The organism is Serpentinimonas maccroryi (genome assembly GCF_000828915.1).
Taxonomy (GTDB): domain Bacteria; phylum Pseudomonadota; class Gammaproteobacteria; order Burkholderiales; family Burkholderiaceae_C; genus Serpentinimonas; species Serpentinimonas maccroryi.
Genome location: NZ_AP014569.1, coordinates 1093086 through 1105057 on the forward strand (window position 1 = coordinate 1093086; position 11972 = coordinate 1105057).

Annotated in this window: 11 protein-coding genes; 8 read left to right on the top strand and 3 right to left on the bottom strand. The window is 61.9% G+C overall.

Features of this window, described 5'->3' with window-relative positions:
• Positions 1-6: 6 nt before the first annotated feature.
• A complete protein-coding gene (locus SMCB_RS05120) occupies positions 7-1443 on the top strand; it encodes a sensor histidine kinase (RefSeq protein WP_045537675.1) in 1437 nt (478 codons plus the stop codon).
• Here the strand turns inward: SMCB_RS05120 and SMCB_RS05125 are convergent.
• From SMCB_RS05125 to SMCB_RS05135, 3 genes are read right to left on the bottom strand one after another with little or no spacing between them, the layout of a single operon-like run.
• Positions 1430-2656 carry an ROK family transcriptional regulator gene (locus SMCB_RS05125; RefSeq protein ID WP_231851257.1) on the bottom strand — a complete coding sequence of 409 codons (1227 nt, stop codon included), beginning with the start codon at positions 2654-2656 and terminating at the stop codon, positions 1430-1432. The genes SMCB_RS05120 and SMCB_RS05125 overlap by 14 nt on opposite strands.
• Entirely contained in the window at positions 2657-3112 is a 456-nt protein-coding gene (locus SMCB_RS05130) for an RbsD/FucU family protein (RefSeq protein ID WP_045535553.1), read from the bottom strand.
• Positions 3106-3894, bottom strand: coding sequence for an ATP-binding cassette domain-containing protein (locus tag SMCB_RS05135; protein WP_045535555.1), 789 nt, complete (start codon positions 3892-3894; stop codon positions 3106-3108). Before SMCB_RS05135 ends, SMCB_RS05130 begins: the two co-directional genes overlap by 7 nt.
• Positions 3895-4088: 194 nt before the next feature.
• Between SMCB_RS05135 and SMCB_RS05140 the strand changes: the two genes are divergently transcribed.
• The 7 genes from SMCB_RS05140 (at position 4089) to eda (ending at position 11953) form a co-directional block, all read left to right on the top strand.
• On the top strand, positions 4089-5057 hold the full coding sequence (locus SMCB_RS05140; protein WP_082027244.1) for a sugar ABC transporter substrate-binding protein: 969 nt from the start codon (positions 4089-4091) through the stop codon (positions 5055-5057).
• Positions 5058-5130: 73 nt separating this feature from the next.
• A complete protein-coding gene (locus SMCB_RS05145; RefSeq protein ID WP_171820286.1) occupies positions 5131-6036 on the top strand; it encodes an ABC transporter permease in 906 nt (301 codons plus the stop codon).
• 27 nt (positions 6037-6063) lie between these two features.
• Entirely contained in the window at positions 6064-6981 is a 918-nt protein-coding gene (locus SMCB_RS05150) for a carbohydrate kinase family protein (protein WP_045535559.1), read from the top strand.
• 133 nt (positions 6982-7114) lie between these two features.
• Positions 7115-8578 carry a glucose-6-phosphate dehydrogenase gene (gene zwf / locus SMCB_RS05155; protein WP_045535561.1) on the top strand — a complete coding sequence of 488 codons (1464 nt, stop codon included), beginning with the start codon at positions 7115-7117 and terminating at the stop codon, positions 8576-8578.
• A gap of 86 nt (positions 8579-8664) precedes the next feature.
• A complete protein-coding gene (gene pgl / locus SMCB_RS05160) occupies positions 8665-9384 on the top strand; it encodes a 6-phosphogluconolactonase (RefSeq protein WP_045535563.1) in 720 nt (239 codons plus the stop codon).
• The gene (gene edd, locus SMCB_RS05165) at positions 9384-11225 is read left to right on the top strand and encodes a phosphogluconate dehydratase (protein WP_231851258.1); all 1842 of its coding nucleotides are present in this window, start codon (positions 9384-9386) and stop codon (positions 11223-11225) included. Before pgl ends, edd begins: the two co-directional genes overlap by 1 nt.
• Before the next feature lie 86 nt (positions 11226-11311).
• Positions 11312-11953: a bifunctional 4-hydroxy-2-oxoglutarate aldolase/2-dehydro-3-deoxy-phosphogluconate aldolase gene (eda, locus tag SMCB_RS05170; protein WP_045537679.1), complete on the top strand. Its 642-nt coding sequence runs from the start codon at positions 11312-11314 to the stop codon at positions 11951-11953.
• The last annotated feature ends 19 nt before the right edge of the window (positions 11954-11972 follow it).

The window sequence follows — 11972 nt, forward strand, 5'->3', positions numbered from 1 at the left end:
CACCGCTTGCGCCTGTCGCGCCAGTTGCTGCTTTGGTTGTTGCTGCCCCAGATCGTGCTTTGGGCTGCCGGGGGTGCGGCTGCTTACCGGCTCGCTGCCAGCTACGTGGATCAGGCACTCGACATGGGGCTGGCGCAGTCTAGCCGGGCCTTGGCGCGCCAGCTCAAACCGCTGGGCGAAGGCTTGCTGATCGATTTCCCCCGCGCCGCTCAGGCCATACTCGAAGCCGATCCGCAAGACCGCCAGTTTTATATGGTGAGCTCGCCACCAGGCAGCTTCATATTGGGTAACCACAGCTTGCCGTCGCCGCCGCCAGAAGTGCAGGCCAACCCGCAACCGGACCGCCCTTTTTTCTACGATGGCCTGATGCCTTTGATGCCTGACAGCAGCACCATGGTGCAGGTGCGGGTGGTGGCCCTCTACCAACTGCTCGGTGCCGAATTCGGGGCGGGCCCGCAGCAGGTGCTGATTCAGGTCGCACGCAGCAAAACCACGCGCGAACAACTGGTCGAGCGCATTTTGGTTGACATGCTGCTGCCCCTTTCAACCTTGATGATTTTGATGAGTCTGATCGTCTGGTTTGGTATCCAGGCTGGCCTGGCACCCATCCGGCGCCTGAGGCAGCAAGTCGAAGGGCGGGCAGCCAGCAAACTCGATCCCATCGAGCTCGACGGTGCCCCGTTGGAGCTGCACGCGCTGGCGCAGGCGCTCAACACCCTGCTGGCCGATGCCCGCCAGCATCTGGAGCAGCAACAGCGCTTCATAGGTGATGCTGCGCACCAGTTGCGCACCCCCTTGGCGGGCCTGAAGGCCCAAACCGAACTGGCTCTGCAAGAACTCGAAGCCAGCGAGCATGCCGATTTGCGCCATCGCTTAGCCAAGGTACATGAAAGCGCTGCCCGAGGCGCCCACCTCGTCAACCAGTTGCTCAGCTTGGCGCGCTCCGAACCCTCGGCACCTTTGCCCCAAATGCAGCGCATCGACTTGCTGGCCTTGCTGCAAACCGTAGTGGCTGAATGGGTGCCCAAAGCGTTGCGCGCGAAAATCGACCTAGGCTGGGAACATAGCGGAAGCCCATCAGCATGGGTCTGGGCAGAACCAACGCTGCTGCGCGAAGCCATCTCAAACCTGATAGACAACGCAATCCAATACGCGGGTGCAGGTGCCATGATCACAGTTGCACTGGAGTCGAACACCGAATCGCTGCAAATCTGGGTGCGCGACAACGGACCAGGGATCGCGCCGGCGTTGCGCGAGCGCGCCTTTGAGCGCTTTTTTAGGGGCACCCAGCAAGGCAACGGCTGCGGCTTGGGGCTGGCCATTGTGCGCGACATTGTGCGCCGTCACGGTGGTGAGGTTGACTTGCGGCACCCACCCGGTGGCGGGTTGGAGGTGGGCATCAGCCTGGCCGCAATCCCTCCTCAAGTGCTCAGGACTGCTTAAGAAAAATATCTTTATCGGGGAAAAATTGCCCGTGCAGTGGCAACAGCGCTCCCCCTAGGGCCCGTGCGTGCATACCCACCGCACCGCGCACCACGGTGGGCACCCTCAATCCAGCTGAAGGGTAATCGGCCATGCTGGTGTGCGTGCGGACACACAGGGCATCGAGCAGTTTGGCCGAGATCGATCCATCGACGATCAGAGCGTCTATGTCCAGCAAAGCCGACGCAGCCGTGGCAGTCATGGCCAGGGCGCTGGCCGAAGCAGCCAGCCAAGGCTGCACCAAGGTTTGATGCACAGGCGCACAGATTTCATCGACAAAAACCAGATTGGGATCCAGCCCGTGGTGCTTGAGTGTGCGCTCGAGCTGCCAAGCCGAAGCCACTTCGAGCAGCTGGCAGGACCGGTCCGAGGGGCCGGCCAGATGCAGGGGCAAAGAGCCAATGGCGCCGGCATTGCCGCTCGAACCATGGATCAAGCGCCCCTGCAACACCAAGCCCCCACCCACGAACGTGCCCACAAACACATACAAAAAGTTGGGCCAGTTCTGCCCCTTGCCCAAAATCAGCTCGGCAGTACAAGCCGCTACCGTATCGCGGGCAAATACAACCGGGAGCGCGGTCAATTTTTGCATCTCAGTTTGTGGTTCTACGTCAGCCCATTGTGCCAACGCCTGCGCCGTTTGCGGCCCAAGCACATCGGCCCATTGGTGCATGGAGGTGGGCGTGGCCAGCCCCAGACCCACTACCCGGTCCCATTGCACACCCAGTCCAGCGCGCAGTTGCGCCAGTCCGTGCTCCACCAACGGAAACACCTGTTCGGGTTGCGGAGTATCGTAGTGGTGTGTTAAATGGCGCTCGATCTGACCCACAAAATTCACCAGCACGATCTCAAGGCTGCGCCGCCCGATCTGCACACCAATGCTGTATGCCCCCTCGGGGTTCAGAGCCAGCGGCACCGAGGGCTGCCCGATGCCGCCGCGCAGACGGTCCAATTTGAGCAGCAAACCCTCATCCAACATGCGCTCGACGATGATCGATACCGTTTGCTTGGACAGCTGCGTCAGGCGCGACAAATCGGCCTTGGGCAATGGGCCGTGCAAGCGTATGGCTTGCAGCACGGTGCGCTCGTTGAATTGGCGCATGCCGATGTGGTTGGATCCACGCACCGCCCAATCGGCTTCGGCAGCCCCCACCAGACTGGTAGCAAAATTCACTTAAAAACCCTCTGCCGGGCCGATAACGCCCTTACAAAAAATGAAATTTCCGTAGGCACTGGACTCGCCGCTCTGGATAAATACACTGGCTTGCTGCACCCGGCGATAGAACTCGAAGCGTTCCACCGCCTCGATCTGCTGCCCGCCAAGCTGGTTTGATTGCTGCAAAAAATCAATCACCCGTTGCTGTGCGGACGTGGTTTGCCCCACGGGCCAGTCGGAGTGTTGCATGTAACCGACAGGAGCAGGCACATCAAGCGCCAGCGGCAACACAGACAGCACAGCGCGCGAAACCCGCAACAAGTCCAGCCCCGGCAAGCGCAGCACCGGCTTGCCTTGGGCCAGCCACTCGGCTGTAAAGTTGGCATCCACCACCGCCACCCATTCGCCGTGCCCCATGGCACACAAATGCTGTAGCAGCGCCGGCGTGAGGATGGGGTCAATCCCTTTTAGCATGGCTGCTCCTCAGCCTGTGGGAGGCTGGCCGGGTCGATGGCCCCGGTGATCAGGCCAACGATTTGCTCCGGGTTGGTCTGGCCTGTGGCCCGGTTGGCAATGATGCGGCCCTGCCTGAAGACCCAGATCCGGTCCACCAGATCGAACACCTGCCGCAAGTTGTGGCTGATGATGATCAACGGTATGCCGCTGCGCTTGAGCCCCTTGATGATTTCCTCCACCTTGGCGGTCTCTTGCACCCCCAGCGCCGCCGTGGGTTCGTCGAGGATGATGAGTTTGCGTGCAAAACCCGCAGCCCGAGCAATCGCCACACATTGACGCTGCCCGCCCGACATGCCGCGCAGCTTTTCTGACATGTCGGGTATTTTCACCCCGGTTGCCTCCAGCATTTGCGCTGCCTGGGATTTCATGGCTTTGTGGTTCAGCGGCGACAACGGCCCAAGGTTGAAGTAGGTGAGCTCACGCCCCAGAAAAATGTTTGAAGCCACATCGAGGTCTTCGGCGATGGCCAGCGTCTGGAACACGGTCTCGATGCCTTGCTGGCGTGCGTCAAGAGGGGAGTGGAAGTTGACTTCCCGTCCATCGATTTCGACACGGCCGGCGTTCGGGCGCTCGGTGCCCGTGATCAGGCGCACGAAGGTGCTTTTGCCTGCGCCGTTGTCGCCCACGATGGCAGCGTGTTCGCCAGCTGCTAAGCTGAAACAGGCTTCGGTCAGGGCCTTCACACCGCCGTAGTGCTTGGTCAGGCCCGTGATGCGCAAAACAGATGGGGGAGGCTTCATGAGATAAAGAAAGATGGGTTGGTCTGAAGGATTATGGGGCAGTAAAAATTCCTCGCATATTAGTAAAGTCCCTAGGTTTACTTACTCAGGTGGATCGCCTACACTTTTGCCGAGTCACCAGCAAAGGGCAGCAAGCGCCCTCCAGTGACCCACCGTGCACCCACCCACACAGCGTTTTTTCATACGGAGACATCATGAAACTGCTTTCAATGCTCAAGCAAGCCGGCCTGGCCGTGCTGGCCTCCACCTGCATGCTCGCTAGCACAGCTCAGGCACAGGCTCCAACTCTGACCATTGCCTACATCACCAATGGCAACACCAATGAGGGCTGGACCCTCATCAACAACGGGGCCGAACGGGCCGGTCAAGCGGCTGGGGTGCGCCTGATCAGCGTAGCGGCCGAGCGTGGCGAGTTGTCGCGCCAGCTGGCAATCGTCGAAGACATGATCAGTCGCCGCGTCAACGCGATTGCCATCGCACCGGTGGACTCGGCCGGGATCGCGCCTGCCATCAACCGAGCACTGGCCGCTGGCATCCCGGTCATCGCAGTCGATACGGGCATCACAGGGGCACGCATCACCTCCTATGTGGCCACCGACAACGTTCGGGCTGCCGTGGTGCAAGGGCGCTGGACCGGTGAACAGGTGCGCGACGGTGATACCGTGATCTACATCACCGGTGACCAGAGCCAGAGCACCGGCCGCGAGCGCCGCAGTGGCTTTTTGCAAGGGCTCAACGAGGTCAGGCGCAATGTGCGTGTGGTTGAAGTGCCCACCACCTGGGACCAGACCATGGCGCAAAACGGGGTGGAATCGGCACTGCGCAGCCACCGCAATGCGCGCGTGATCGCCTCAGCTTGGGACGGCGGCGCGCTCGGCGCTCGCGCCGCGATGCTGTCGGCAGGTCTGCGTGCAGGATCGATCCAGATCGTCGGATTTGACGGCTCCCCCGGTGGTCTGATGATGATGCGCCAGGGCTGGATGCAAGCCAATGTGGCCCAGATGCTGTCGCGCATCGGCCAGGTCGGGGTTGAAACCGCAGTGGCTGCTGCGCGCGGACAAACCGTTCCCGAGCGCATTGACACCGGCTCCTTTTTGGTTCTGCCTGCCAACCTAGAGCAGTTTGCCCGCGATTCGGGTGTGATCCAGTTCATGCGCCCCTGAACACCCGCTCCGTGCCCCTAACCCCCTCAATCCGATCATGAACAACATCAATCGCCAAGACTGGTTTGGGGCCTTGGTTGCCGTCGTCGCACTGGGCTTGGTGCTCAGTGTGGCCTCGCCCTATTTCCTGACGGCCGGGAACCTCTCCAACGTGCTGGTCAAGGCATCGGTGATCGCCTTGCTGGCTGGCGCACAAACCTTTGTCATCCTAACCAGCGGGGTGGACCTGTCGGTCGGGGCGGTCACAGCCCTGGCCGGCGCTATAGCAGGGCATTTGATGCTCAAACTTGGGGTCGATCCTTACGCTGCCATCGCCGTGGCGCTCTTGATCGGCATTGGGGTCGGGATGTTTAACGGCTATCTGATTGCGTATGTGGGCATTCCCTCGTTCATCGTTACGCTCGGCGGCCTGACACTGTGGCGCGGCCTGGCTTTTGAATCGACCGGTGGTTTTGACAACTCCGGGCTGCCCGACCCTTTCCCCTTCATAGGTTATGGCGAAATCTTGGGCATTCCGATGCCCATCCTGATCATGCTGCTGGCCTACGTGGTGATGGCTTTTGTTTTGTCGAGCACCCGCTTTGGCCGCCATGTGTATGCGATCGGCTCCAATGCGGCGGGTGCGCGCCAAGTCGGCATCAATATCCGGCGCTCCACCATGGGCGTGTATGTGGTGTCGGGCTTTGTGTGCGCGCTGGCGGCCATCGTGCTCATGGCGCGCATGGATTCATCCAGCGGTCGCATGGCGATGAACTTTGAGCTCGACGCCATTGCCGCGGTCATCTTGGGTGGCACATCGCTTTTTGGGGGTCGCGGCAGCATCTGGGGCAGCCTGCTGGGTGCCATTCTCATCACCATGATTCGCAACGGAATGAATTTGCTTGAAATTTCGCAATTCAAACAAATGATGGCAATTGGAGCGGTGGTGATTTTGGCGGTCTGGATCGATGTGATTCGCCGCAAGCGCATGCTGCGCTGACCACCAAACCCCATAGTGAGCGCACCCATGCATACCCGTTTCGTTGTGGCCGGCGAAGCCATTGTCGACCTGATCGCCCGCAGCGATGGCAGCTTTGCACCCGCCTTGGGCGGCTCGCCTTGGAATCTGGCGCGTGCGCTCGGCCGCCTAGGCTCCCAGGTGGCTTATGTCACGCCCTTGTCCACCGACACCTTTGGCGAGCAATTTTTCAATGCCCTGCTAGAGAGCCGCGTCGAATTTGCGGGCAAACGCAGCGAGCTGCCCAGTTGCTTGGCGCTGGTGCACATACATCCCGACGGCTCGCCCGCTTACCGGTTCTACCGCGAGGGTGTGGCCGACCGCGACTACAGCCCCGAATCGGTAAAAAAACACGTAGCCGGCCCTCAGACCGTGTTTCACATCGCATCGCTGGCGCTGTTTCCGCCCGACGGATATGCGTGGGCCGGGTTTTTGGGCGAGCTAAACCAGCAGGGCATCTGCACCAGCGTGGATGTGAACGTGCGGCGGTTGCCCGGAGCCGACAACGGCGCCTACACCGAACTGCTGCTGCGCGTGATGCCACAGGCGCGCGTGCTCAAGGTCAGTGACGAAGACTTGCAACAACTCGGCCTTGGTCACGACCCGCTGCGCACGGCCCGCACGCTGCTCAACGACACCACCCAAGTGGTGCTGCTGACCCGTGGCTCCTTGGGTGCATGGTGCCTGACGGCTGAGGGCACCTGGCATGAACCGGCCCCCAATACTCCCGTATGCGACACCGTGGGTGCGGGCGATTGCAGCTACGCTGGCTTTTTGCACGCCCTCGATGCCGCGGGTGCTTTTAACCCGCCATGGCGCATACCAACGGCCCAAACTCTGCAAAATGCATTGGTTATGGCCAGTCGCTGCGCTGCCTTCAACTTGCGCCAGCAAGGTTGCCAGCCCGCTTGGCGGCAAGAACTCTGATGACCCTAGCCGCTCCCCGCTGCGTGGGCGTGCGTTGGGTTTCACGCCAAGCCCATTTTTTGCCCCATCTTCGTCCACTTTGTGTAACTTTGTTACAATCTTGCCATCCAATGCAAAAAACCGGAATGCGTCCATGACCGCAGCAACAGAACGCGCGCTTGATCTGCTAATTTTTGGCGGGGCCGGTGACCTCTCATGGCGAAAGCTCTTGCCTGCGCTGTACATGGCGCACGCGCACCAGCGCTTGCCAAAGGCCACCCGCATCATTGCGCTGGGCCGTCAAGCCTGGAACACCGCTCAGTACGTGGAGTTCGTGCAAGGGGCCAGCATCAAGCACATCGAGGACAGCGAACTGCACCCGGCTGCGTGGCAGGCGTTTTTGCAGCGGCTCGAATACGTGCCCCTTGACGCCACCCAAGCAGCGGACTACGCTCGCTTGGCCGCTTGCCTTACGCCGCAGGCGCAGCGCGTGTACTACTTGGCCACCGCCCCGACCCTTTTCACGCAGATTTGCCAGCACCTTGATGGCGCCGGACTGGTCGATGCGCAAGCGCGGGTGGTGCTGGAAAAACCGCTTGGCCACGACCTGCCCTCTGCCAAAGTGATCAACGAGGCCGTGGCGCGCCATTTTGACGAACAACAAATCTACCGCATCGACCACTATCTGGGTAAGGAAACGGTGCAAAACCTGATGGTGCTGCGCTTTGGCAACGCCATTTTTGAGCCGCTGTGGCGCGCCCCCAGCATACGCAGCGTACAAATCACGGTGGCCGAATCGGTAGGCGTGGGCAACCGGGCCGGTTTTTACGACCAGACCGGCGCGCTCCGCGACATGGTGCAAAACCACCTGCTGCAACTGCTGTGCATCGTGGCCATGGAACCCCCCATATCCCTAGACCCCGATGACGTGCGCGATGAAAAGCTCAAGGTTTTGCGCAGCCTTCAGCGGCTCGACGCTGCGGCCATCCGCCAGCACACGGTGCGTGGTCAGTACATTGCCGGGGCAGCTCAAGGCGAATCGGTGTGCGGCTACCTAGACGAGGCCAACGTACCGCCCGACAGCCAAACCGAAACCTTTGTGGCGCTGCGCACCCAAATTAACAATGCCCGCTGGGCAGGGGTACCCTTTTTCTTGCGCACTGGCAAGCGGCTGCAAACGCGGCGCTCGCAGATCGTGATCGATTTTGCCCAACCACCATTTTCGATCTTCGGTGCCCAGCCTCACGCTGAACACCCAAACCGCCTGATCATCACCTTGCAACCCGAGGAGTCGATCCAATTGCAAATGATGGCCAAAATCCCCGGTTCTGGCATGAGCATGAAACCGGTCTTCCTCGACCTCGACCTCGAATCGGCCTTTGCCGGTCGGCGCGCCGATGCCTACGAGCGGCTGCTGGTGGACGTGATCAAAGGGCGGTTGACTCACTTCATGCGTCGAGATGAGCTGGAGGCCGCTTGGCGCTGGGTTGACCCCATTTTGCAAGGCTGGCAGTCACAGAGCGACAAACCGCGACCTTATACCGCTGGGACCTGGGGGCCGGCTGCTTCGTCGGCCCTGATGGCCCGCGAGGGCTGTAACTGGTTTGAGGAATCATGAGCACAAGCGCCGCCCAAGCCACGCCAACAGCGGGCCCTGAACCTGAGCCCGGTCCGCGCGCGCACCGCTGCGCTTGCGCTGCCACGATGGCCTTGGCGCAAGCGCAGCGGTGCGCACAGCAATTACAAACCGCGATCGCACAGCGCGGGAGGGCTACGCTGGCGCTCTCGGGTGGGCGTTCGCCCATCGCCCTATTTGAGCACTTGCGCCAGCAAGACGTAGATTGGGCGCGGGTGCAGATCACGCTCGTCGATGAGCGTTGCGTGCCCGAAGACCACCCAGACAGCAATGCCCTGCTGGTGCGCAACCACTTGTTGCAAGGTGCGGCGGCGCAGGCGCACTTCACGGGCTGGCTCGACCTTCCCTGGCCTGTGGCTTTGGATGTAGGGGCTGAGTGCGTTGCGCACGGTGCAGACCGTTCGAACAACGCGCATCTCGCGGGCCCGGCCTTGGCCGAGCGCGCCAGCCAGCGCCTGCGCGCGCTCGGGCCGGTGATCGATGTGCTGCTGCTGGGCATGGGCGAGGACGGACACACCGCCTCGTGGTTTCCTGATAGCCCCGGTTTGCACGAGGCGCTGCACGGCATGCAACCGGTGGTTTTCACACAGCCGCGCACCGCTGCACACCCACGTCTTACGCTTTCGCGCGCGTGTGTGCTGGCGGCACGCCACCGCCACCTGGCCCTGACCGGGGCGGCCAAGCTGGCGGTGTACCAGCGCGCCTTGCAAGCCCCATCGCCCGAATTTCCGGTCTCGTTTGTGTTGGAGCGGGCTGCTGGCCCGATTGATGTTTGGATGGCACCCTGATGATGAAACCCACCTCCCCCCCCCAGTTGCACCCCGTGGTGGCACAAGTCACGCAGCGCGTCGTAGAGCGCAGCCGCAGCACCCGCGCCACCTATATACAGACCACGGCGGCCTCGAAACGCCCGCAGCGTTACCGCGCTGGCATGGGTTGCGCCAACGTTGCCCACGCCTTTGCCGCCATGCCCGCAGTCGACAAGCTGGTGCTGCACCAAGAGCGCCAGCCCAACGTGGGCATCATTACGGCTTACAACGACATGCTGTCGGCGCACCAACCCTACGAAGGCTACCCAGCCCAATTGCGGGCTTGGGCACGCGAGATGGGCGCCACGGCCCAGGTTGCCGGGGGCGTGCCCGCTATGTGCGATGGTGTTACCCAAGGTTACGAAGGCATGGAGCTGTCGCTTTTTTCGCGCGATGTGATCGCTCTGGGCACCGCCGTGGGCCTGACGCACAACGTCTACGACGGGGCCTTGTTGCTCGGAATCTGCGACAAAATCGTGCCAGGATTGCTGATCGGGGCCTTGCAGTTCGGGCACCTGCCGATGCTGTTCGTGCCAGCTGGGCCTATGAGCTCTGGGTTATCCAACGACGAAAAGGCCAAGGTGCGCCAGCAGTATGCCCAAGGTTTGGTGGACAGAACCACCCTGCTGGCTGCCGAGGAGGCCGCGTACCACGGCCCCGGCACCTGCACGTTCTACGGTACCGCCAACTCCAACCAGATGCTGCTCGAAATCATGGGCCTGCAATTGCCGGGCTCCTCGTTCGTGCATCCGGGCACCGAACTGCGCCAGGCCCTGAGCCGCCACGCGATGCAACGGGTGCTGGAACTGGCGCGCTCTGAATCGCCGCAAACACTGGCCGACATCGTGAGCGAAAAAACCGTGGTCAACGGCATCATCGGCTTGCTGGCCACCGGGGGCTCGACCAACCACACCATCCACCTGGTGGCCATGGCACGAGCGGCTGGCATTCTTATCAACTGGGATGATTTTGACGAACTCTCCGATGTCATTCCATTGTTGACCCGCATTTACCCCAACGGCAAAGCCGATGTAAACCATTTTCATGCCGCTGGCGGCATGGGCTTCCTGATTGACCAACTGCTCGGCGCCGGGCTGCTGCACGAGGATGTGCAAACCGTTATGGGTTCGGGCCTGCACCGCTGCACCCTAGAGCCTTGGCTCGATTCCGGGCAACTGGCATGGCGCAAGGCAGCCAGCCAGTCGGCCGATGAGCAGGTCCTGCGCCCAGTCCAGCGCCCCTTCACCCCTGACGGCGGGCTCAAGCTGCTCAAAGGCAACCTTGGCCGCTCGGTGGTCAAATACTCGGCCGTGGCACCCGAACACCGGCGTGTGCGCGCTCCGGCACTGGTGCTCGATAGCCAGCAGGCTTTGCTTGATCTGTTCAAGGACAAGCAATTGGAGCGCGACTTCGTGGCTGTGCTGCGCTTTCAAGGCCCCCAAGCCAATGGCATGCCAGAGTTGCACAAGCTCACACCGGTATTGGGCAGCCTACTGGACCGCGGTTTTAAGGTGGCTTTGGTTACCGATGGTCGCATGTCGGGCGCTTCGGGCAAGGTACCGGCGGCCATCCACCTCAGCCCCGAGGCGTTGCTCGATGGGCCGATCGCCAAGGTGCGCGACGGCGACATGGTGCTGTTCGACTGCGAAGCGGGCTTGTTGCAAGTCGAGGTAGAAGCCACCGAGTGGAGCGCGCGCAGTGCTCAGCGCGCAGACTTGAGCAGCAGTGAACATGGATTTGGGCGCGAGCTTTTTGCGTTCTTCAGGCGCCAAGCTGGCTTGCCCGAATGTGGTGGCTCGGCCCTGTTTGGCAATCACTAAACGCAACCATGAGCTCCACCCACACCCCATCGGCAGCCGCAGCAGCATCAGAGGCTCTCGCAGCGCCTGAATCCTGGCACTACCCCCTGCCCCACTTTCACACCCGTTTGCTGCCCGTGGTGGCATTGTCCCGTGCCGAATATGCCATCCCGCTGGCCCATGCACTGCTCGAAGGCGGCATCGATGCCATCGAGATTACCCTGCGCACACCCGCGGCGCTGGCCAGCATCGAAATGCTGGCGCGCCAAGTGCCCGAGATGGTGGTGGGTGCTGGCACGGTGCTGCGTCCGGCCGACTTGGCTTCGGTGCGCAACGCCGGCGCCCGCTTTGCCCTCTCACCGGGCTGCACGCCATCCCTGCTGGCGGCTGCAATGGCCACGCCGCTGCCCTTTATCCCCGGAGTGGCCAGCGCCAGCGAAGCCATGTTGGCGCAGGAAGCCGGGTTTGGGTTACTCAAATGCTTCCCAGCCGTTCCCCTAGGGGGCGTGGGCTTGCTGAAGGCGTGGGCAGGCCCCTTGCCCGAGTTGCGCTTTTGCCCCACTGGCGGCATTGGGCTGGAGCAACTCGGTGCCTTTTTGGTCCTGCCCAATGTGGCGCTGGTGGGCGGCTCCTGGATCACCCCAGCGGCTGCACTAGACTTGGGCGATTGGGCTCACGTCACCAAACTGGCACGCCAAGCCAGCGCCGTGGCACGGGCTGCGGCATTGCCTGCCTTCATTGTTTCTTGACCCTATTTTTGACGCAGGA